The organism is Dawidia soli (assembly GCF_018598185.1).
Lineage (GTDB): Bacteria > Bacteroidota > Bacteroidia > Cytophagales > Cyclobacteriaceae > Ohtaekwangia > Ohtaekwangia soli.
Map to the genome: position 1 here is coordinate 44,222 of NZ_JAHESC010000015.1, position 21,599 is coordinate 65,820.

A 21,599-nucleotide genomic window follows, 5' to 3' on the forward strand; every position below is an offset into this window, starting at 1 on the left:
CGACACGATTTCGCATGAGCAACGCCAAGCCCCTTATCCTGGTTTCGAACGACGACGGTATCACTTCCAAAGGCATCCTGACCCTGGTCAATGTCATGAAACGGATCGGCGATGTGCTGGTGGTAGCCCCCAACAGTCCGCAGTCGGGCATGGGCCACGCCATTACGGTAGGGGAGTCGCTGCGACTTGAGGAGAACTTCATCTTTGAAGACGTGCAGGCCTTTGAGTGCTCGGGCACCCCGGCGGATTGTGTAAAGATGGCGCGTCACTTTGTATTGAAGGGCCAGCGTCAGCCCGACGTTGTCGTCAGCGGTGTGAACCACGGCAGCAACACGTCCATCAGCGTGTTGTATTCCGGCACGATGTCGGCGGCGATCGAAGGAGCCATCGAGGGCACGCCGGCGATCGGGTTCTCACTGTGTGACTATTCGCACGATGCCGATTTCTCGCATACCGAAGCGTATATCGAAAAGATCACCCGCGAGGTGCTGGCCAAAGGCCTGCCCAAGGGAGTGGCGCTGAACGTCAACTTTCCGCCCGCGAGCCAGGGACCGATCCAGGGCATCCGCATCTGCCGCCAGGCCAATGCCAAGTGGGTGGAGGAGTTCGACCAGCGCTTTGATCCCAACGGCCGCCGCTACTTCTGGATGGTCGGCGCGTTCGTAAACTTTGACAAAGGCGAAGACAACGACGAGTGGGCTATTGCCAACAACTATGTATCGGTTGTACCGTGCCAGTTCGACCTGACGGCCCACACGGCCATACCGTTGCTCAACCAGGACTGGAGCATTCTCGACCGCGCCGACAGCGCTCACCCCGAGGTGAGCGAATACCGCATTCCGGGCAAGGAAGACCGGGCTTGAGGCAGCATGGGTGTGAGCGAAGAAAGGGCTAGCCTGGAAACTCAGCTTTCTCCCGGGGAACAAAGAAACCTTTAATGCAATTGGGGTTTCGAATGCATATCTGGATGTGGTCTTTTTCTCGAAAACCGGCGTTGGGATAAAGCGGCGGTCCTTCCCAGAATACACCCTTTACGGAATCAAACGGTCTTTGATTTCTGCTGCGGTTGATGTCATGCACCGTTTCAATGACGACGCAATCCAGTTCACGAACAAGCAGATCGTTGTGATCTCCTTTGGAGGGCTTGTTTTGCGGAAGCGGGAAACCAGAGGTCTCCACTATATCCTTACGAATTTCGTAGGCAGCCTTTAGAATCGACAGATTCTTATAATCAAGCAAATCGAGGCAATATCCCAGGTCCAATACAGCACTTAATACTGCAGGACTCTTGATTTTTGAATCTTTTCGCTTACTTGAAGTTTCAGCAAATTCTAACGCCCTTGTCGGGCTATTTTCCCAAAAATAGGCCCCATGGCCAAGCCAATCCCAGATGTTTGAGCTGATTTCCAAATGCTGTGTTTCTGAAACAACTTTTTGAACAACGGATTTGTCAGTACCATGGAAAGCCAGTATCAATCCTGGCCTTGCGGAATACATAAGTGCTTATAGGGCTTACGTAGATTTCCTTTCTTTGTGAAAATTCCTGCGTCAATAAGATTTTTTCTTGCTGCTCTTTTGCTGGAAGTAGCTTTTGCTCTGTATAACCGGGCAGCCTCCATGAATTGTTCTCGTTCCTGATCGCTCATAGTTTTTATAACGGTTTGTGTGTATAGTGTAAAGATAAACATCCTATCTCCAGCGGCAAACTAAAGCGGTGGTATAAAAAATACCCTCAAATGCTTAAAAAAGCCATTCTGTTACTAATCCAGTACAGGATCGTTCCGTTAACCACGTCCCCGCAAAGCTAATGAGTATTTCTTCTTTTAGGTGGCCGTTTATCCAAAGTAAAACGCATGACTCGCTTCTTGTAGCATAAAATATTCCGGGCATAAACGATTGAACCATATTTATTCGCAGCTTTTGAAGCGCAAATCTGACACCTTCATAATTTTCGCCGGGGTGGCTTAAAAATTAACTAGCTGCAAACGTGTTCTTAACAAAAAGTTAAAATTCTGCCATCGTTTGTAGGGGAGGTGTTAAAAAAATGAAATAGATTTGGGCCCTGTAGATCAATTTTACAACCACCTTATACAACCATCCTATGGCGCATTTACGATTTGAAGCTCTGAAGAAACTGAGCGAACGCTCCCGGGTGCATGTTGATCTGCCCAACCCGAACGTTGCCAAATTCTTTGGCGAGAACGTATACGGAATGGAGCAGATGCGTGCCACACTGGCTCCGGCTCTCTTTAAAAAGGTAAGCCAGGCTATCAAAAACCACGAAAAAATTGACGAAACAACGGCTGACGCGGTAGCTTCTGCTGCCAAAGCGTGGGCTGTTGCCAAAGGTGCTTCGCACTTCACACACTGGTTCCAGCCGATGACGGGTGGTACGGCTGAGAAGCACGACTCCTTCTTCGACGCCCTGGCCGGCATCGAAAAATTCAAAGGCAGCGAGCTTGTACAGCAAGAGCCGGATGCTTCTTCGTTCCCCAGCGGTGGTATCCGCAGCACGTTCGAAGCACGCGGTTATACGGCGTGGGATCCTACCTCGCCGATGTTTGTATACGGCGCTACCCTGTGTATCCCGACGGTATTCGTGTCGTACACCGGCGAGACCCTCGATACCAAAGCACCCCTGCTGAAAGCACTCAAAGCCGTTGACCTGGCCGCTACCAAAGTATGCCAGCTCTTCGACAAAGACATACAACACGTAGTAGCCTCGCTCGGCGCGGAACAAGAATACTTCGCCGTAGACAAGGCTCTGTTCGACGCACGTCCTGACCTGGTCATGGCCGGCCGCTCCGTATTCGGTCACCCGCCTGCCCGCGGTCAGCAAATGGAAGACCACTACTTCGGCTCGATCCCTTCGCGCATCTACACCTTCATGAAGGACTTCGAGATCGAATGCTGGAAACTGGGGATCCCCGTTCGTACGCGTCACAACGAAGTGGCTCCCAGCCAGTTCGAAGTGGCTCCGCTGTTCGAGGAAGTGAACGTGGCCAACGACCACAACCAGCTGATGATGGACGTGATGTCGCGCGTAGCCGACCGTCACGACCTGCGCATCCTCTTCCACGAGAAGCCTTTCGCCGGCATCAACGGTAGCGGTAAGCACAACAACTGGTCCCTGATCACCGACACGGGTGTGAACTTGTACGCACCGACCAGCAGCGCCCGCGACAACCTCATGTTCCTCACCTTCTTCGTGACGACGGTGAAGGCGGTACACGCCCACGCTGACCTGCTGCGCGCCAGCATCGCCACGGCCGGTAACGACTTCCGTCTCGGCGCCAACGAAGCACCTCCGGCCATCATGTCGACCTTCATCGGTTCGCAAATGTCGGCGGTACTCGACGAGCTCGAAAAGAACGGCAATGTGAAGATCGAGAAAGGCGACAACATGTACATGAAGCTCGGCATCGACCAGATCCCCGAGATCATCCTCGACGCAACCGACCGTAACCGTACATCGCCGTTTGCTTTCACCGGTAACAAATTCGAATTCCGTGCCGTCGGTAGCAGCGACAACTGCGCGGTGGCCATGACTGCCCTGAACACCATCGTAGCCGAACAGCTCGACCAGTTCTTTGCCGCCGTGAACAAAGAGATCGAAAAAGGTGAAGAAAAACGCCTCGCGATCGTAAACGTACTGCGTCAATACATCAAAGAATCAAAAGCGATCCGCTTTGAAGGCGACGGCTACTCGGACGAGTGGGTGAAAGAAGCCGCAAAACGTGGTCTGAGCAACGTTCAGAACACCCCGCGCGCCCTGGATGCCTACCTGTCGAAGTCGTCTCTGGCCCTCTTCGAAAAGCACGGCGTCATGTCACACAGAGAGACAGAAGCCCGCGTCGAGATCCGCCTCGAGAACTACATGAAGCGCGTACAGATCGAAGCGCGTGTGATCGGCGACCTGGCGATGAACCACATCGTACCGACCGCCATCGCGTATCAAACCAAGCTGATTGAAAACGCAAACGGTCTGAAAGGCCTGGGCGTAGACAACACCGCCGTGGTACAAACGATCAAGGAGATCTCCGGTCACATCGATACGATCAAAAACAACGTACGGGCGATGATCGAAGAGCGCAAGCGCATCAACAAAGAAACCGACGCACACAAGCGTGCCATCGGCTACTGCGATGACATCAAAGAAAAATACTTTGAGACCATCCGCGAAGCCGTAGACAAGCTCGAGCTGCTGGTAGACAACGAAGACTGGCCGCTGGTTAAATACCGCGAGCTCCTCTTCCTGCGCTAATTCCGCATACAATACCTGTAGATACAAGAACCCCGGCCGAAAGCCGGGGTTCTTTATTTTATCCTGCCATCAACCCCAGGTCAAAGCCAGGTATACAACAAGGATAAAGCATAGATAAAGCATTCATAAAGCACTGACAAAGCACTGTGGAAGGCGCTGCTTTATCTATGCTTTATGTATGCTTTATCAGTGTTTTAGGGTAGCGACTACTGTGCTGCTTCTGGCGGGCAGAAGATTTGACGGCAGTTACAAACTGCCACCGTATAGGCACAAGTCACCGCTTCGCTCAGACCTGCGCCAGCAAGCGGTTACTGCATATTCAGGATCTTCTTATACTGTGCGCTGCTGTGGAGGACTTCAACAGCTTTCTTTACGTCGTCATCGTATTTGAATCCGGCCTCGATGCTTCCTTTTTCCAGGTGATACCGTGACACGATATCCTCTTCCAGCAACATCTTGATCTCGTCCTTATACATCATCAACTCGTTCTTCTTGCTTTCGGCGATCCGTGTCTGGATCTGATCCAACTGAGCTTTCAGATCGGTATAATACTTTTCTTTCTTCGCCTCCTCGGTGAACTGCTGCAGCTCATATTCCAGATAAGACTTATACTGATAGTTCTTGTCCTTCATCCAGACCGCAAACTCCTTATAGTCCTCGTCGCTCAACGTAAACGTGCGCGGATCCACTGCTTGCGGATGCTTGAGCACATACTGTGTGCCGTAATTAAACAGCAGCCCGCGCTCGAACAGCATCTGCGTGAGCATATGCGCCTCTGGAGATTCGGTCTTAATATCCGGGTCGATACCACCGCCGTCATATACCATGCGCCCGGCCGAGGTCTTGAACGATTTCTTCAATGAATCCGGAATGGATCCCACACTGCCATCTTCACGGCGGTGCGTATAATCCAATACCTGGATGCAGCGGCCCGTAGGAGTATAATACTTCGCTGTCGTTACTTTCAGCTGTGAGTTATAGGAAAGCGGACGGCTCACCTGTACCAGTCCTTTGCCATATGATTTTTCACCGATGATCACGCCGCGATCATAGTCTTGTAAGGTACCCGCCACGATCTCTGATGCCGATGCGCTGCCGCGGTTGATCAATACACTCACCGGTATTTCCGTATCCACCGGCGTGTTCAGTGTTTCGTAGTTCAGGTTGTTCTCGGGTATTTTGCCTTTGGTGCTTACTACCAGCTTACCCTTTGGCAGGAAGATGTTGGTAATGTTCACGGCCTCGATCAAAAGCCCGCCCGGGTTGCCGCGCAGGTCGAGGATCACGCTTTTGGCGCCTTGCTCTTTCAACGCGATCAGGGCGATCTTTACTTCTTTGGCCGCGTCGGGTGTAAAGTCGGAGAGCTGAATATAGGCTACATCCGTACCCACCATGCCGTAGTACGGCACGTTGTTGACCTTGATCTTCTCGCGCTTGAACTGCAGGGTGATGGGTTGTTCCACGCCCACGCGTTTGACGGTCAGCGTTACGGGCGTACCTACCTGGCCTTTCATGAGGTGGCTGGATTGCTCGCGCGAGAGCTTGGCCAGCTCGGCATCGTCGATCTTGAGGATCTCGTCGCCGATGCGCAGACCGCCTTTCTGGGCGCCGTAGCCTTCCATGATCATGGTCACGATCGTACGGTTGTTGATCTCGCGGGTAATGGCGCCGATGCCACCGTACTGGCCGGTGTTGATGGTGCGGAAGTCTTCTACTTCGTCTTCCGGAATGTAGTTGGTATATGGGTCCAGCGAGTTCAGCATGGCGTCAATGCCCGTGCGGACCAGCTTATTGGGGTTGACATCGTCTACGTACAAGGCGTTGACTTCCTTGAACAACGTCGCGAAAATGTCGAGGTTCTTGGCTATTTCGAAATACCGCTCGGCAGGCTTGCTGGCGGCCAGCAGGGCCACGGTGATCAGCAGGGCAGAGGCTAGGAGGATTTTTTTGTTGGTCTTCATGCACGGATACGGTCTACGCAGAATCGCCGGACAAGGGCATTTTCAGCTTTTGAAATTCATCATTTAAACGCTAAAATCATTCCCGATGTATGTTATTCTTTCTTCTTTTCCAAAACCCGCCGAATTCGTTTCCAAAGCCTGTCGGCGTGGATTTCGCCCACGTAATAACGCCGGGGTTTTTTACGGAAAACCCGCCTCAGTATAAACGTACTTTGTACCGGTACCGGCCCCTGTAATACTCCTTCATCTTCATCACCTCCCGCGACTTGTCGGTGATCCAGAAGGTGGCATACGCGCCGCGGCCATAGTCGATGCGCAGCAGCCAGCAGTTGACCTTGCCGGCGTGGGCCAGCGGCAGGTCTTCTTTGCCCGTTACGGTCAGCAGGTAATAATCCGACTTTGGCGTGCCCGGCTCATAGAATGCAATGGCAAACTTCTGACCCACCCTTTTGAAGGGTAGGAGCGGGAAGATCTCCAGGTCCATGGGAAACTCGAAGGCCGGCGGATCCAGCTTTACCCGAAACGTGCTGGCGCGCGGCGTGCGCCGCGCCGAGTCAGGGATGGTCACGACGTTATCCTGAAAGCGAAAGGAGACCTTGCCCCGTTTGCGATAGGAGGCATAGTGCGTCAGCGGTGTGAGCGACGGCAGCAAGCCGGTGGCGGTAGCGTGCATCAGCAGGGTGTCCTGCTGGTACCAGTCCCAGTTGAAAATATAGTGCCGTTGGCGGCCGTCGGCGCCCGGGCGAATATCCAGGCTGCGGTCCCACAGTGCCGCCGAGCCGAGGCGGCGCCCCAGGCTGTCTTCCATATATACCGCATAGGTACATTTTCCTTCTTTGAGCGCGGCGAGGTTGAGTTTTTGGGTACGGGTATCGATGGTGTCGATCTGGGCGAACGATGATACGGTCAGCCCCAGGAGGAAGGCGATCAGCAACGGGAAAATAAATTTCATAGCCATTGGGTTAGGTAGTGATGGTTACCCTCGTGAAACGTATTTTCCGGCGGCAGGTTATCGCTATTCTATAAAAGGCGTTTTTTACTTCCAGGCGTTACGCAGGAAGCGCAGCCAGTTGCCATGCAGGATCTTTTCGATGTCCGCCTGGCTATACCCACGCTTGGCAAACAAGGCCGGCAGCTTCTGCAGGTCGGCAATGGTCTCGATATCGTACGGACTTTGCTCCCGGCCAAAGGCGCCGTCCAGGTCCGAGCCGATGGCGATGTGGTCGGCGTTGCCGGCCAGCTGACAGATATGATCCATGTGGTCGATGAGCTTCTCCAGGCCGCAGTCCATGCTGAGCGGCGTCGACACATTGCGGATCCATTCGGGCACCATCATCCAGGTATCCATCACGCCGCCGATCACGGCACCGCGGCCGATGAGCTCGCGCAGCTGCTCGTCGCTGAACTGGCGGTTATGGTCCACCAGCGCGCGACAGTTGTTGTGGCTGGCCCAGACGTGACCGTGAAAGTGATCCATGGCTTCCCAGAAGCTGTCGTCGCACAGGTGCGTGGCGTCGAGTATAATATTCAGCCGTTCCATTTCGGCCAGCAGCGCGCGGCCGGCGTTGCCTATACCGCCCGTGGCGTTGGTGCCCTGCGCATAGCGTCCGGGGCCGTAGTGGCCGGGGCCTACCGCGCGCAGGCCGTAGGCATGGGCACGTTCCAGGTGCCGTACGGTAACGAGCGAGTCGGCACCCTCCAGGCTTACGATATAGCCGATGGGTTTCTGCTCATTGGGTGTGCCGTCGTTCCACCACGCCAGGTGTTTGTCGAGCCCGGCCCGGTCGGTGATCTGCACCAGCTCGCCGGCTTCTTCCATGGCCTTATACCACGCCAGCTGTGCCTGTGTTTGTGCCCAGGCTTGCTCGGGCGAATGCCACCCGGGTAGCGTATTGTCGGGCGCTACGTAGCGGGCGATCTGCGTGGCCACGACCAGGCCGATGTTGCCCTTGCGCAGCTCCGGAAAACAGACCACGCCGTTGCCCCGATCGGGCTTGTCGGTCATGCCTTGCTCGCGTGCGCGGATCACGTCGATCGGCGTGCGGTAGTCGCGGTTCCATTCCATGGCGTTCATCGCCAGGTCGAGGTGTGCATCGATGATAAACATACCGTTGTTATTTTTTATACCGTCAGGGACCTGTCGCGGGCATGTGTATACCAGTACTGGCTCCACTGGCCGTCTTCGACGATGGCTGCGCGGTCGTGTAACGCTACTGTAGGACAAATGTGATGCGGCACGCCGTAGAGGATGTCGCCCACCTGGTAGCGGTGGCCGGCGCCGGCGCGCAGGATCAGGTGCTCTTCGCTGTGGCCCTCGGGCACCAGCTCGGGCGCATTCAGAAAATATACCCGGTTGTTGAGCGGGCTTTCCGAAGCGATGGATTTGTGGCCCAGGTCGACGCAGATCGTTTCGGCGGTGGGCAGCGACACCACCCGGCTGACCGCCAGCGCGGCAAACAGGAACGGCTGCTCGGGCAGAATGTCCTGGTACCCTTTGTCCCAATAGACGAAGGTGCCCGGGCTGCACTCCACATCCGGGCGGCGGGCGTGTATGGGAAACGTGGGCGTGCCCCCCGCGATGATGCGTGGTGTAATGCCTGTCTCGCCCACGATGGTATCGCGGAGCGCCTCGACCGCTGCAAACGCTTCGTTGCACCGGGCGGTGCGTAGCGCCAGGTCGGGATCGCGCAAGTGGCCGTCGTAGGCGTGAAGCCCCGCCACGACGATGCCGGGCAGCTCCAGCAGCGCGGTATACAGCTTGAAGGCCGCGCCGGGTACAATGCCCGTGCGGTTCATGCCGACGTTCAGGTCGATATAGATGCTGATGGTCAGGGACGCACGCTGAAAGACGTGCGAGAGGTGCTGCCCGGCGGTCATGTTGTCGACCAGGCAGGAGAACGTCGTCTCCGGAAACTTCGCGGCCAGTTCCGCCAGGCGTTCTGCTTTCGGCCCTACCGGTTGGTATGCCAGCAGCACGTCGGGTGCCCCGGCCGTTGCCAGCATTTCGGCTTCGGCAATGGTGGCACATTTAAATTTGCGGATGCCCGCGTCCATCAGCAGGGCGGCTACTTCCGGCGACTTGCTGGTCTTCATGTGCGGCCGCAGGTTGCCGACGTTCGGTACGAAAGTCTTTAGGATGCGGATGTTCTCGCGTACGCGTTCAGGATATATCGCCAGGGCGGGTGTGTCCAGCGTGCCGGCGTTCAGGATGGGGTACCACTCAACGAAATTCATTGCCGCCGTCGTTGGTAAGCTCGAACATCGCTTCGATCTCGACGGGAATGTTGTCGGGCAAGGTGCCCATGCCTACCGCGCTGCGCACGCCGATCCCCATTTCTTCGCCCCACACTGCGGCAAACAGCTCGCTGCAGCCGTTGATCACAAAGGGATGCCGCTCGAACTCCGACACGGCGTTGACCATGCCCAATACTTTTACCACACGCTTGATCTTGTTGAAGCTGCCGAGGTTGGCTTTTAACGTGGCCAGGATCGCCAGGCCTACCTGCCGGGCGGCGAGCTTGCCCTCGTCCATCGTCATGTCTTTGCCGATGCGACCGATGATGAGCGAGCCATCCTCTTTCACGGTGCCGTGGCCGGATACATAGGCCATGTTGCCGACGATCAGAAAGGGTTTATATACGCCGATGGGTTTGGGCGCGGGCGGGAGCTTGAGACCGAGCTTATCAAAGCGCTGGTCGGGGGTAAGAGATTGCATGATCGTATCGTTTAAGCCTGAAATTCAGGCAAAAGATAAGCAATCGCCTCTTACGCCAGCAATGCTACGATCGAAAAGAAATGGGCGGCGCTGCCCGCCAGCACAAACATGTGCCAGATGCCGTGAAAGTAGCGAACGTTGTCGCGTACAAAGAAGACTGTGCCTGCCGTATAGAACACACCGCCCAGCAACAGGAAGATGAAGCTCTTCATGGGCAGGGCGTCGTACAACGGCTTTACCGCCAGCATGCCCATCCAGCCCATCACCACGTAGAGAATGGTGGAAAGCATTTCCTTCTTACCGGTATAAAAAGCCTTGAGCACAATGCCCAGGATGGCACACCCCCAGATCACGCCCAGGATGGTCCAGCCTACCCAGCCCTGCAACGCCGTGAGACAGAACGGTGTATAGGTGCCGGCAATAAGCAGATAGATCGACATGTGATCGAACTTGCGGAAGAGGAACTTGGCGCGGTCGTGTGTGAGGCTGTGATAGAGCGTGGAGGCGAGGTATAAGATCAGCATCGTGGCACCGAAAATGGAAAAGCTCACCACGTGCCAGGCGGTGCCTTTGACGGCGGCGACGATGATCAAAAAGACCAGGGCCACGGCGGCCAATACTGCGCCGAGCCCATGGGTGATGGCATTCGCAACTTCTTCTGCTTTTGTCTGGATTCCTTTCATGGCGATGCTAAGAAAATAAAGTCTACAGTGGACAAACGCAACGCTGCGGCAAAAAGTCCACATACGTCCGAAATTTATTACAGGATCGCCTGCAAAATCATGACGCCGATCAGTCCGCATACAGAAACAATCGTTTCCATCAACGACCATGACCGGATCGTTTCGCGGATCGACAGATTAAAATATTCTTTAAAAAGCCAGAAGCCTGTATCGTTCACGTGCGAGAACATGAGGCTGCCGGCGCCCACCGAGATCACCATCAGGTTCGGATCGACATGCAGCGTGCCCATCAGTGGCGCGAGCACGCCCGCGGCGGTCAACCCGGCCACGGTGGCGGAACCGACGCACACGCGGATGACACTGGCGATGCCCCAGCCCAGCACGAGCGGGTGGATGTCCAGCGCGCCCAGCATGCCGGCAATCTCACTGCTCACACCGCTTTCGATCAGGATCTGTTTGAGGGCGCCCGCGCCGCTGGTGATCATCAGGATCATGGCGACGTCTTTGACAGCATCGCCATACGCATCCATGATGCGCGACATCTTCATCTGCTGCCCCAGACCCAGTGTGAAGGTTGCTACACCCAGCGAGACGAGCATGACGATGGACGGATCGGTGATGAAGGCGACCACCGGCACTTTGGCGGCCGAAGGTTCGATGGCGGCAACGAGCGAGGTCACGCCCAGCAGAATGACCGGCAGCAGCGAGGTAAAGATGCTGATAAAGAGTCCCGGCAACTGGCTTTCGGGCAGGGGCGCTGCGTGCGCCATCTTGCTAAAGGGGGGATTGATGTCGCGCAAGGTGCGTGTAAAGACAGGGCCGGCCAGGATCAGCGTAGGAATGGCGATGACAACACCGTAGAGCAAGGTCGTGCTGATGTCGGCATTAAACTGTTCCGCCAGGGCGGTAGGCGAGGGGTGCGGCGGCAGAAAGCCGTGGGTGACCGACAGCGAAGCGATCATCGGCAACCCGATATATACCGCCGGCAATTTATAGCGGTACGCAACCGAGAAGATCAGGGGCACGACCAGCATAAACCCCACGTTGTAAAACAGCGGTATGCCGATCATAAAGCCCGTGGCCATCAGGGCCCATTGCACATTCTTCTCGCCGAACAAACGCACCATGGACGAGGCGATCTGCTGCGCGGCGCCGCTCTCGGCCACCAGCTTGCCCAGCATGGCACCGGCCACGATGATGATGAGCAGGCCGCCGAGCATATCGCCAATGCCTTTTTGCACGGCACCAGCCACCATGGCCGGAGGCATCTTCAGCAGCAAGCCCGCCAGAATAGAGATGATGAGAAAAGAGAGGAAAGCATTGACCTTGCAGAGCGAGATCAGCACCACCAGCAAGGCGATGCAAAAGAAGATAATGACCAGCGACATCGTTCAGTAACGTGGGGTTAGGGTTGGTTATGCAAACGAAATCTACTGAAAAAAGTAGAAAGTCGTCGCACCATCTATCCCAACGTCACGGCCTTTGCCGGACACGGCTGTCTAGAACTTATCCGGGATCTGGATGATCCGCACGACGATCTCGTGCGGGTCGCCGTCTTTGTCCAGCAGGCTGAACTTCACCATGGGGTTGTCGCGGCGGATGTTGCTTTCAACGTGGATCACCTGGTTGTCCTGCAGGTGTTTTTCCAGTTCCTTTTGGAGTATGTAGAGCGCGTTGGCAAAATCGATTTCAAGCGGACTTGGGTTGTAGGAAGGGGTCTTCATGCTGGGGGTTTAGAGGGTTACCACCGTATCAGGGCCGAAGCCCACGTAAAGCCGCTGCCGAAGGCGGCTAAACAAATTAAATCATTTTCTTTGATTTTACCTTCGGCCCAGGCCTCGCTCAGCGCAATGGGGATCGAGGCGGCCGTCGTGTTGCCGTAACGCATGATGTTGTTATACACCTGCGCATCGTTCAGCTCCAGCTTCTCCTGGATGTACTGGCTGATGCGTAAATTGGCCTGGTGCGGCACCAGCAGGTTGATGTCTTCCTTGCGCAGCTTGTTGGCCTCGAGCGCCTCCTGGATCACCTCCATAAAGCGCACTACCGCGTGTTTAAACACCTGGTTACCGTTCATCACCACTTTAAACGTAGAAGTGTCGGTGATCTGTTCCGGCTGCCGCTCGGCATGCGGACGGCTGCTGCCGGGATCTTTGACATAGAGCTCCTCGGCAAAGCGCCCGTCGGAGTGCAGGTGGGTAGAAAGCACCCCGGGCTTATCAGACGCCTGCAGGATCACGGCGCCCGCGCCGTCGCCAAAGATCACGGCCGTATTGCGGCCCCGTGTTGAAATGTCCAGCGCCGTCGATTGGATCTCGGCGCCGACCACCAGCACGTTCTTATACATGCCCGTCTTGATGAACTGGTCCGCTACCGACACGGCATAGATAAAGCCCGAGCACGCGTTGCGTATATCCAATGCGGCAATGCTTCCGTCCAGCCCCAGCTCGCGCTGCAGCAGCACGCCCGAACCCGGGAAGAAATAGTCGGGCGTAATGGTGGCAAAGACAATAAAGTCGATGTCCGTCTCCTTCAGCTTAGCGCGCTCCAGCGCCATGCGGGTAGCCTTGGCCGCCATGTTGGCCACGGTATCTTGTCCAGGGTCCATCCACCGCCGTTCGCGGATACCTGTTCGCTCGACGATCCAGGCGTCGTTGGTGTCCATGACGGTAGAGAGGTAATCGTTTGTAATTACCCGGTCCGGCACGTGGTGCCCCAGACCTATGATCCTGGAATAGCGCATTCGATTGAGTTTAGTAGGTAAAAATAGGGAAATGTCGTGGCTTTTTTACACCACGATGTTCACGATCCGACCCGGCACGATGATGACCTTTTTCGGCGCCTTTCCCTCTGTCCATTTCAGTACCGCTTCCTCGGCCAGCACGACCTTCTCCATGTCGGCCGTCGGCATGTCCAACGCGAAGTTCATCTTTGCCCGCACTTTGCCGTTGATCGAAATGGGATATTCGAACGAGCTTTCGGTGAGGTACTGCTCGTCCACCTTCGGGTATGCAGCCTGGAGGATCGACTCGGCGTGGCCCAGCTTGCTCCACAGCTCTTCGGTGATGTGCGGGGCGAACGGTGACAACGCAATGACCAGTGGCTCCAGCGCGGCGCGCTTGTTACACTTCAGCGTGCTCAGCTCGTTGCTGCAGATCATAAACTCGCTCACCGACGTGTTGAACGAGAAACGCTCGATGTCTTCGGCTACTTTCTTCAGCGTCTTGTGCACGACCTTCCACTCGTCGCGGGTAGGCTCGTCGTTACTCACCACGAAGTTGCTCTGGTTGTCGTGGAAGAGGTTCCAGAAACGGCGCAGGAATTTATACACCCCGTCGATGCCGGCCGTGTTCCACGGCTTTGACAGCTCCAGCGGGCCGAGGAACATTTCGTACATGCGCAGCGTGTCGGCGCCGTAGCCGCTGACGATATCGTCGGGGTTCACCACGTTGTAATAACGCTTCGACATCTTGTCGACTTCAGAACCGCAGATGTACTTGCCATTCTCGAGGATCAGCTCGATGTCTTTCAAATCATCGCGCCAGTTCTTGAACTTCTCAACGTCCAGCACATCGCCGTCGACAAAGGTCACGTCAACGTGCAGCGGGGTGACCTCATATTGCTTGCGCAGGTTATACGACACAAATTTATTGGTGCCGTTGATCCGATACGCCAGCTTGGAAACACCCTGAATGTGGCCCTGGTTGATCAGCTTGCGGAAGGGCTCTTCCGATTTCACATGCCCCAGATCTTTCAGCACCTTGCACCAGAAGCGCGAGTACAGTAAGTGACCCGTGGCGTGCTCGGATCCGCCCATATACAGGTCTACATCCTGCCAGTAATCGATGGCTTCCTTGCCCGCAAAAGCCTGGCTGTTCTGCGGATCCATATACCGGAACCAGTACCAGCTGGAGCCGGCCCAACCGGGCATGGTGGTCAGCTCGTAGGAAAAGCCTTTGTAGTTCCAGTCCTTCGCGCGGCCCAGGGGCGGCTCGCCCGTCTCTGTCGGTTTATAGGCGTCGATCTCGGGCAAGGTCACCGGCAGGTCGTTGGTGTCGACCAGCTTGGGGACGCCGTTTTCGAAATATACCGGGAACGGCTCGCCCCAATACCGCTGACGACCGAAGATCGCATCGCGCATGCGGAAGTTGACCTTGCGTACGCCGATGCCCAGCGTCTCCACTTTCTGCAGGGCCTTCTCGATCGCTTTATTCCACGGCAGGCCGTTCAGAAAATCGGAGTTGATCATCGTGCCCGACTTGGGCTCGAAGTTGTCTTTGGTGATATCGCTGGTAGGGCCTTCCAGTACGTCGACGACGGGAAGGTTGAAGTGTTTGGCAAAAGCATAGTCGCGTGTGTCGCTAGACGGCACTGCCATGACGGCGCCCGTGCCATAGCCCGCCAGCACATAGTCGGCGATCCACACCGGCACCTTGGCCTGGTTGAACGGATTGACGACATACGCCCCGGTAAAAGCACCGGTGATGCGCTTCACCTCGCTCATGCGGTCGCGCTCGCTGCGGTTCCTGGCCACCTCTACATATTTGCTCACCTCGTCGCGCTGCCCGGGCGTGGTGATCTTCTCCACCAGCTCATGCTCGGGCGCAATGACCATGAAGGTCACGCCGTAGATCGTATCGATGCGCGTGGTAAAGACGCGGATAGAATCGTCTGTGCCGTCCACCTGGAAATCGAGCTCGCAGCCGGTCGACTTACCGATCCAGTTGCGTTGCATTTCGCGCACGGGCTCGGGCCAGTCGATCGTGTCCAGCCCTTTCAGCAGGCGCTCGGCATAGGCGGTGATCCGCATGCTCCACTGCATCATTTTGATGCGCTCCACCGGGTAGCCCCCGCGTTCGGACACGCCGTCTTTGATCTCGTCGTTCGACAACACCGTGCCCAGCGCCGCGCACCAGTTCACCATGGTCTCGCTCAGGTAGGCGATGCGATATTGCTGCAGGATGTTCTCCTTCTCGGCAGCGTTCCATGCCTGCCACTGAGAGGCGGTAAAGGGCTGCGCGTTATCGTCGCATACGGCTTCGATGCCCTGGTTGCCCTGCTTTTCAAACGCGGCGATCAGGGTCTCGATCGGCTCAGCGGCGCCGTCGGGTGCCGGTTGGCCATGCACCGTGCGGGATTTTTTATTATACCAGCTGTTGAACAGCTGCATGAAGATCCACTGCGTCCATCGGTAATATGCCGGGTCGGACGTTTGTACCTCGCGATCCCAGTCGTAGGAGAAGCCGATCTGGCGCAGCTGGCGTTTATAGGTCTCGATGTTCCTGGCGGTCGTGACGGCCGGGTGCTGGCCGGTCTGAATGGCATATTGTTCGGCCGGAAGCCCGAAAGCGTCAAAGCCCATCGGGTGCAATACGTTGAAGCCCTGGATGCGCTTATAGCGCGCAACGATGTCCGAAGCGATGTAGCCGAGCGGGTGCCCTACGTGCAGCCCTGCGCCCGAAGGGTAGGGAAACATGTCCAGCACATAATATTTAGGCTTGGAAGTGTCGTTCGTGACCTTGTAGGCCCCGGTTTTTGCCCACGTCTCCTGCCATTTCTGCTCGATGCGTTTGATCTCGTCTTTGCTGTAATCGGCCATTTTTGAAGATTCTATTGATAACGAACGGCAAAAATAAACGAATTCCTGGTACTGTAAGGGCCTACGCGCGGGGAATGCCGGCATAGGATAGCAGGCGCCGGCAGCTTTCCCCGCCGGGCAGGAGAAAGCCCGGGGCCGGCATTTTACAGTTGGTCGCGCCGGTCCGACAGTTCGGTAACCCTTTTTTGAGCCGGTGGTCGCAAACGTGAATTTTTGGATCATAAATCAAATAATCCAATACCCACGGTCCTTATCCCGAAACTACCATGCGACTATTCTACACCGTCCTGCTGCTTATCACGCTCTCGTCCGCCCTTGCACAGACCAGGCTTACCGGCCGTGTGACCGACCGGCAAGGCAACGGCATACCCCTGGCCAATGTGATCCTGGCAGACACCTACGACGGTGCCACCACCGACAATGCGGGCATGTTCGCCTTCGAAACATTCGAGACGGGCACACAAAAGCTGGTCATCCGATTTGTGGGATATAAAGATTTTGAGCAGGCGGTTATACTGGGCGGCAAGCCCCTCGTGATACAGGCCACGCTGGAGGAGGCCATCAACGAGCTGGACGCCGTGGAAATCACCGCGGGCTCGTTCATGGCCAGTGACGAGTCGCGCCGCACGGTGCTCAAGGCGATCGACATTGCCACCACCGCCGGCGCGACGGCCGACATTGCCGGCGCGCTGAACACGCTGCCGGGCACCCAAAAGGTAGGCGAGAGCGGCCGCCTGTTCGTACGCGGCGGCGACGGTAACGAAACCAAAACATTCATCGACGGCATGTTGGTGTTGGATGCCTATGGCCCGGCCGCGCCCAACACGCCTTCGCGCGGACGCTTTCTACCGTTCATGTTCAAAGGCACCAGCTTTAGCACCGGGGGGTATTCTGCCGAATACGGCCAGGCATTGTCTTCCGCCCTGGTGCTGGACTCGCGCGACAAGGCCGAGATGACGCGTACAGACATCGGGTTGTTGTCGGTGGGTGGCGACGTTGCGCACACGCAGGCGTGGGAGCGCGGCTCCATCGCGGGCAAGCTGCAATACACCAACATCCGTCCTTACTTCGGACTGATAAACCAGGAGATCGACTGGAAAACACCGCCCGCATCGTGGGAAGGGGTCGGCGCCTTCCGTCACCAGGTCGGTAAGACCGGTATGGTAAAAGTATACGGCAACATGAGCCGCACCGACTTCTCGTTATACCAGCACGACATCGACAACCCCGCCAGCCGTGTAGCCTACGCGCTGCAAAACGACTACCGCTATATCAATGGGTTCTACAAAGACGTGCTGAGCGAACGCTGGACAGTGCGGGGCGGGGCCGCCTATACCTATCAGCGGAACGACGCGCACACCGGCACCACCGCTACGCTGGAGACGGAGGAAGGTATACATGCCAAAACGGTGTTCGAAGGCACGCTTACCGACAAGATCGAGTTGAAGACCGGCGCGGAAGTGCTGCAACGCCACTATCGCCAGGACATTCGCACAGCGGACATGCCCACCGGCGTCCGGGCGTTTGATGAAACCTGCGCGGCCGTATTTGCCGAAGCCGACGTGTATACCAGCAACCGTTTTGTAACACGCGCCGGTGTACGGGGAGAGTATAATACGCTGACCGACAAGACTTCCGTCGACCCGCGCGTATCCATGGCCTATAAAACGGGCAAGGTGGGTCAGGTGTCCCTCGCGTATGGCATCTTCCGGCAGACAGCCAATAACACCTGGGTGCGCCTGCAATCCGACCTGGAGGCCGAGAAGGCCGAGCACTACATCCTGAACTACCAGCGCATTACCGGCGGCCGTACCTTGCGCGTGGAAACGTACTACAAGCGCTATCGCGACCTGGTAAAGTATACCGGCACCGCGGACGAGCCGATCCTGTTAAACAATACCGGACATGGCTATGCGCAAGGCGTGGAGCTCTTCTGGCGCGACAATGAAACGGTGCGGGGCGTGGACTATTGGGTGTCATACTCGTATCTCGACACACGGCGCAACTACCTGAACTACCCGGCGTCGTCTATGCCCGCGTTTGCCTCCCGGCACAACGCTTCGCTGGTGGTGAAATATTTCATCGAGCCCTTAAAAAGCCAGGTGGGTACGACGTATTCGTATACCAGCGGCCGCCCGTATGACAACCCTAACCAGGCGTCGTTCAACAACGGGCGCACGCCGTACTACAGCGACCTGAGCCTGAACTGGAGCTACCTGCCCAAGCCTTACCTGATCGTATACCTCTCGTGCACCAACGTGCTGGGCCGCGACAATATCTTTGGCTATACCTATAGCGATACCCCCGGCACGGACGGTCTCTACAACAGCCGCCCCGTACGTCAGGCCGCGCCGCGCTTTTTGTTCGTCGGCATCTTCCTCACGCTGTCGAAAGACAGATTGGTCAATCAGCTACCGACGCTTTAATGAATACACCTTTTAATCTATCACGAATATGAAACATCTACGTCTTTCACTCCTCGTACTGCTGCTGAGCGGCATCAGCCTTTCCACCATCGCCCAGGGCGATCGTTATACGTCGGCCATGCAGCCGCACATCCACACGGTGTATACCGTCGATACGGTGCCGTCGCTGCAAAATGCCGTGAACGCCTTTGAGCGGATCGGCGCGGCCGAAAAGACCCGCTGGGAGCCGCACTACTACGCCGCGTTCGGTTGTGTGATGATGATGAACCACGAGCAGGACAAGCTTCAAAAAGACCGCTACCTCGACCAGGCGGAGAAAGCGCTGGCGCAGGCCACCGCCCTGGTGCCGCAGGAGTCGGAGGTGGTGGCGCTGGAAGGCTTCATCTATATGATGCGCCTGAGCATCGATCCCGCGGCCCGCGGTCAGAAGTACGCGGCCCTGGCTTCGCAGACGTTTGGCCGTGCCGTGGCGTTGAACCCCGAAAACCCACGGGCGCTGGCATTGCAGGCGCAGATGCAGTATGGCATGGCCCAATTCTTTGGCTCGCCTACCACCGAGGCGTGCGCCACCGCGCGTGCCGCTATGGAAAAGTTTGCTACCTTCCGGGCGGTAAGTCCGCTGGCACCCCAGTGGGGCCAGTCCCTGGCAGAGAAACTGCAGGGCGCCTGCAAAGAATGAAGCTGACCCGAAAGATCATACTCTCTGAGTTACGCGACATGGCGATCCTGCTCGTGGTCGGATTCCTGATGACGTATACCGGCCTGAGCTGCCGCGCGTGCGACATCCACACACAGCGGTTCTGGATCACGGCGTCTTTCACCGGACTCTCCTGGATCCTGCTGTTCAAAGGAAATTCATACCTGGCAGACGCCGTGTCGCTGAAGCTGTCGTGGTTCAAATACCCGGTGCGGCGCGTCGTGGCCGGCGTACTGGTAACGATAGCCTATACGACGCTGGTGATGTACCTGCTCAATGCGTTTTACTTCCTGACGTTCGATATCAAATTCGGGAACAGTGCCCTCTACACCATAGCCTTTACGCTGGTCATCTCGCTGGTCATGCACGGGCGGGCGTTTTTGCTCGGCTGGCGCCAGGCGGCGATCGACGCCGAGCGGCTGCAAAAGGAAAACATCGAGGCGCGGTATGAAAACCTGAAGAGCCAGGTCAACCCGCACTTTTTGTTCAATACGCTGAATGTGTTGTCCAACCTGGTGTATGAAGACCAGGACAAGGCCGTCAAGTTTATCAAGCACCTGGCCGAGGTCTACCGGTATGTGCTCGACACCCATAACCAGGAGGTTGTCACGCTGGAGGAGGAGGAGAAATTCCTCCATGCCTTTCTGTACCTGCAGCAGATGCGCTTTGGCCATAAGCTGGCTGTAGACATACGGTTGCAGGGTGTGCAGAGTATGGTCCCTCCGTTGGTGTTGCAGATGCTCTTTGAGAACGCCATGAAACACAACGTGGTCTCCGAAGAAAATCCCCTCACGATCCGGGTATATGCGGAAGACGCGTACCTGGTGGTGGAAAACAACTTCCAGCAAAAAATGGTCTTGCCCGAAGAGTCCACGGGGCTGGGCCTGGAAAACATCCGTCATCGCTACGAATTTCTGAGCAAACTGCCCGTGGAGGTCATTCAAAACGATAAATTTATAGTAAAGCTTCCCATCATCCCGGTAAACGCATGACGGTATTGATCATTGAAGACGAGCCGCAGGCCGCCCAACGACTGGAAACCCTTGTAAAAGGCCTCGAACCCACGGCCGCGGTACTGGACAAGATCGATACGGTCAAACGCGCGGTGGCCTGGCTGACCGACAACCCGCCACCGGATCTGATCTTTATGGACATCCAGCTGGCGGACGGCATCAGCTTTATGATCTTCGACCAGGTGTCCGTCAAGTCGCCGGTGATCTTTACCACCGCCTACGACGCGTACGCATTAAAAGCCTTTAAGGTCAATAGCATCGACTATATTCTCAAGCCGGTAGACAAAGACGAGCTGGGGGCGGCGTTGACCAAGTTCCGGGGCCTGACCCGGAGCGAACCGGATACACGCCACATGCTGGCCAATCTCTCACAGACCATTCAGGGGCTGACCAAAAAGCACAAGACGCGGTTTGTGATCAAGGTAGGAGAGCACCTGCGCACGGTGGAGGTAGACACCATTCTTTATTTCTATAGCCAGGACAAAACCACCTTCTGCTGCACGACAGACAACCGCAGCCACATCCTGGACTACACGTTGGAGCAGGTAGAGGAACTGTTGGATCCGGCGCGGTTCTTTCGCATCAGCCGGAAATACCTGGTGGCGGCGCCCGCCATTCAGGACATTATCAGCTATACCAATAGCCGGCTGCGGCTGGTATTAAAGGGATCGCAGGATAACGATATTATCGTGGCCCGGGAACGCGTACAAGAGTTCAAGGACTGGCTGGACCGTTAGTAAGGTGACTGTCAGGCTTTCACGATCAGCATTTTCAGCTCTTCAATGTCCTTTTGCTTGAGGGGCTTGGTAATGAACTGGATGACATTGTCGTACGAGAAGGCCTCTTCGCGGTCTTTCAGGTTGTTGGAGCTTGTCAGAACAACGATCCTGGACTTGGAGCGAACCGCCTGGGGAAGGTCGGAAAACGTCTTCAGGAAGGCAAAACCGTCGGTTTCGGGCATGTTCAGGTCCAGGAAGATGATGTCAGGCGCCGTGTCCTCGGTCAGGCCGCGCAGCCAGTCGAGGGCATCGTCGGCCGATTTATAAAGTACGAGTTGATTGGAGAAATTGTAAACTTCCAGAAATCTACGTTGGATGAACAGGTCTATGTCACTGTCATCGATCAACACTGTTTTATCAACAAGTCTTGCCATAACATCTTTTTCGAGGGTGCATCACTAAACTTACAAAAAAGTAACCGAAGGCGGAAAAAATCCCCCGAATTTGTAATCGGTCCGTTTT

Annotated in this window: 18 protein-coding genes; 6 read left to right on the forward strand and 12 right to left on the reverse strand. The window is 56.2% G+C overall.

The window, feature by feature from the left end; all coding sequences use genetic code 11:
* Positions 1-14: 14 nt before the first annotated feature.
* Positions 15-863, forward strand: coding sequence for a 5'/3'-nucleotidase SurE (surE, locus tag KK078_RS11925; protein WP_254090504.1), 849 nt, complete (start codon positions 15-17; stop codon positions 861-863).
* Between the two features lie 28 nt (positions 864-891).
* Here the strand turns inward: surE and KK078_RS11930 are convergent, their stop codons facing one another.
* On the reverse strand, positions 892-1,497 hold the full coding sequence (locus tag KK078_RS11930) for a hypothetical protein (RefSeq protein WP_254090505.1): 606 nt from the start codon (positions 1,495-1,497) through the stop codon (positions 892-894).
* A 604-nt stretch (positions 1,498-2,101) separates the two neighbouring features.
* On the opposite strand from KK078_RS11930, the gene KK078_RS11935 reads away from it, so the two are divergent.
* Positions 2,102-4,264: a glutamine synthetase III family protein gene (locus KK078_RS11935; protein ID WP_254090506.1), complete on the forward strand. Its 2,163-nt coding sequence runs from the start codon at positions 2,102-2,104 to the stop codon at positions 4,262-4,264.
* A gap of 308 nt (positions 4,265-4,572) precedes the next feature.
* On the opposite strand, the gene KK078_RS11940 is transcribed toward KK078_RS11935, so the two are convergent.
* From KK078_RS11940 to leuS, 10 genes are all read right to left on the reverse strand, one after another.
* Positions 4,573-6,225: a S41 family peptidase gene (locus tag KK078_RS11940; RefSeq protein WP_254090507.1), complete on the reverse strand. Its 1,653-nt coding sequence runs from the start codon at positions 6,223-6,225 to the stop codon at positions 4,573-4,575.
* 196 nt (positions 6,226-6,421) lie between these two features.
* Complete coding sequence (locus KK078_RS11945) at positions 6,422-7,177, reverse strand: hypothetical protein (RefSeq protein WP_254090508.1); 756 nt, start codon at positions 7,175-7,177, stop codon at positions 6,422-6,424.
* An 84-nt stretch (positions 7,178-7,261) separates the two neighbouring features.
* Positions 7,262-8,332: a dipeptidase gene (locus KK078_RS11950; RefSeq protein ID WP_254090509.1), complete on the reverse strand. Its 1,071-nt coding sequence runs from the start codon at positions 8,330-8,332 to the stop codon at positions 7,262-7,264.
* A gap of 14 nt (positions 8,333-8,346) precedes the next feature.
* Positions 8,347-9,459, reverse strand: coding sequence for a D-TA family PLP-dependent enzyme (locus tag KK078_RS11955; protein ID WP_254090510.1), 1,113 nt, complete (start codon positions 9,457-9,459; stop codon positions 8,347-8,349).
* Positions 9,446-9,940 (reverse strand): RidA family protein, encoded by a 495-nt coding sequence (locus tag KK078_RS11960; protein ID WP_254090511.1) that lies wholly within the window; start codon positions 9,938-9,940, stop codon positions 9,446-9,448. The genes KK078_RS11955 and KK078_RS11960 overlap by 14 nt, the downstream gene beginning before the upstream one ends.
* 50 nt (positions 9,941-9,990) lie before the next feature.
* Positions 9,991-10,623 (reverse strand): PAQR family membrane homeostasis protein TrhA, encoded by a 633-nt coding sequence (gene trhA, locus KK078_RS11965; protein WP_254090512.1) that lies wholly within the window; start codon positions 10,621-10,623, stop codon positions 9,991-9,993.
* Positions 10,624-10,700: 77 nt separating this feature from the next.
* Entirely contained in the window at positions 10,701-12,011 is a 1,311-nt protein-coding gene (locus KK078_RS11970) for a gluconate:H+ symporter (RefSeq protein ID WP_254090513.1), read from the reverse strand.
* A gap of 111 nt (positions 12,012-12,122) precedes the next feature.
* Entirely contained in the window at positions 12,123-12,347 is a 225-nt protein-coding gene (locus tag KK078_RS11975) for a hypothetical protein (protein ID WP_254090514.1), read from the reverse strand.
* A gap of 17 nt (positions 12,348-12,364) precedes the next feature.
* Entirely contained in the window at positions 12,365-13,366 is a 1,002-nt protein-coding gene (locus KK078_RS11980) for a 3-oxoacyl-ACP synthase III family protein (RefSeq protein ID WP_254090515.1), read from the reverse strand.
* Positions 13,367-13,411: 45 nt separating this feature from the next.
* On the reverse strand, positions 13,412-16,222 hold the full coding sequence (leuS, locus tag KK078_RS11985) for a leucine--tRNA ligase (protein ID WP_254090516.1): 2,811 nt from the start codon (positions 16,220-16,222) through the stop codon (positions 13,412-13,414).
* 266 nt (positions 16,223-16,488) lie between these two features.
* Here leuS and KK078_RS11990 point away from each other — a divergent pair, with 266 nt between their 5' ends.
* The 4 genes from KK078_RS11990 to KK078_RS12005 are packed head-to-tail and all read left to right on the forward strand — an operon-like array spanning position 16,489 to position 21,095.
* Positions 16,489-18,648 (forward strand): TonB-dependent receptor, encoded by a 2,160-nt coding sequence (locus KK078_RS11990; protein ID WP_254090517.1) that lies wholly within the window; start codon positions 16,489-16,491, stop codon positions 18,646-18,648.
* Between the two features lie 28 nt (positions 18,649-18,676).
* Positions 18,677-19,327 (forward strand): tetratricopeptide repeat protein, encoded by a 651-nt coding sequence (locus tag KK078_RS11995; protein WP_254090518.1) that lies wholly within the window; start codon positions 18,677-18,679, stop codon positions 19,325-19,327.
* On the forward strand, positions 19,324-20,337 hold the full coding sequence (locus tag KK078_RS12000) for a sensor histidine kinase (protein WP_254090519.1): 1,014 nt from the start codon (positions 19,324-19,326) through the stop codon (positions 20,335-20,337). The genes KK078_RS11995 and KK078_RS12000 overlap by 4 nt, the downstream gene beginning before the upstream one ends.
* Positions 20,334-21,095: a LytR/AlgR family response regulator transcription factor gene (locus KK078_RS12005; protein ID WP_254090520.1), complete on the forward strand. Its 762-nt coding sequence runs from the start codon at positions 20,334-20,336 to the stop codon at positions 21,093-21,095. Before KK078_RS12000 ends, KK078_RS12005 begins: the two co-directional genes overlap by 4 nt.
* Positions 21,096-21,106: 11 nt before the next feature.
* Here KK078_RS12005 and KK078_RS12010 read toward each other — a convergent pair whose 3' ends face one another.
* On the reverse strand, positions 21,107-21,511 hold the full coding sequence (locus tag KK078_RS12010; RefSeq protein ID WP_254090521.1) for a response regulator: 405 nt from the start codon (positions 21,509-21,511) through the stop codon (positions 21,107-21,109).
* Between the last annotated feature and the right edge of the window lie 88 nt (positions 21,512-21,599).

What these genes read in the sequence shown, in the direction of transcription:
- surE (WP_254090504.1), top strand. Translation starts at nt 15, where the DNA reads ATGAGCAACGCCAAGCCCCTTATCCTGGTTTCGAACGACGACGGTATC.
- KK078_RS11930 (WP_254090505.1), bottom strand. Translation starts at nt 1,497, where the DNA reads ATGTATTCCGCAAGGCCAGGATTGATACTGGCTTTCCATGGTACTGAC.
- KK078_RS11935 (WP_254090506.1), top strand. Translation starts at nt 2,102, where the DNA reads ATGGCGCATTTACGATTTGAAGCTCTGAAGAAACTGAGCGAACGCTCC.
- KK078_RS11940 (WP_254090507.1), bottom strand. Translation starts at nt 6,225, where the DNA reads ATGAAGACCAACAAAAAAATCCTCCTAGCCTCTGCCCTGCTGATCACC.
- KK078_RS11945 (WP_254090508.1), bottom strand. Translation starts at nt 7,177, where the DNA reads ATGAAATTTATTTTCCCGTTGCTGATCGCCTTCCTCCTGGGGCTGACC.
- KK078_RS11950 (WP_254090509.1), bottom strand. Translation starts at nt 8,332, where the DNA reads ATGTTTATCATCGATGCACACCTCGACCTGGCGATGAACGCCATGGAA.
- KK078_RS11955 (WP_254090510.1), bottom strand. Translation starts at nt 9,459, where the DNA reads ATGAATTTCGTTGAGTGGTACCCCATCCTGAACGCCGGCACGCTGGAC.
- KK078_RS11960 (WP_254090511.1), bottom strand. Translation starts at nt 9,940, where the DNA reads ATGCAATCTCTTACCCCCGACCAGCGCTTTGATAAGCTCGGTCTCAAG.
- trhA (WP_254090512.1), bottom strand. Translation starts at nt 10,623, where the DNA reads ATGAAAGGAATCCAGACAAAAGCAGAAGAAGTTGCGAATGCCATCACC.
- KK078_RS11970 (WP_254090513.1), bottom strand. Translation starts at nt 12,011, where the DNA reads ATGTCGCTGGTCATTATCTTCTTTTGCATCGCCTTGCTGGTGGTGCTG.
- KK078_RS11975 (WP_254090514.1), bottom strand. Translation starts at nt 12,347, where the DNA reads ATGAAGACCCCTTCCTACAACCCAAGTCCGCTTGAAATCGATTTTGCC.
- KK078_RS11980 (WP_254090515.1), bottom strand. Translation starts at nt 13,366, where the DNA reads ATGCGCTATTCCAGGATCATAGGTCTGGGGCACCACGTGCCGGACCGG.
- leuS (WP_254090516.1), bottom strand. Translation starts at nt 16,222, where the DNA reads ATGGCCGATTACAGCAAAGACGAGATCAAACGCATCGAGCAGAAATGG.
- KK078_RS11990 (WP_254090517.1), top strand. Translation starts at nt 16,489, where the DNA reads ATGCGACTATTCTACACCGTCCTGCTGCTTATCACGCTCTCGTCCGCC.
- KK078_RS11995 (WP_254090518.1), top strand. Translation starts at nt 18,677, where the DNA reads ATGAAACATCTACGTCTTTCACTCCTCGTACTGCTGCTGAGCGGCATC.
- KK078_RS12000 (WP_254090519.1), top strand. Translation starts at nt 19,324, where the DNA reads ATGAAGCTGACCCGAAAGATCATACTCTCTGAGTTACGCGACATGGCG.
- KK078_RS12005 (WP_254090520.1), top strand. Translation starts at nt 20,334, where the DNA reads ATGACGGTATTGATCATTGAAGACGAGCCGCAGGCCGCCCAACGACTG.
- KK078_RS12010 (WP_254090521.1), bottom strand. Translation starts at nt 21,511, where the DNA reads ATGGCAAGACTTGTTGATAAAACAGTGTTGATCGATGACAGTGACATA.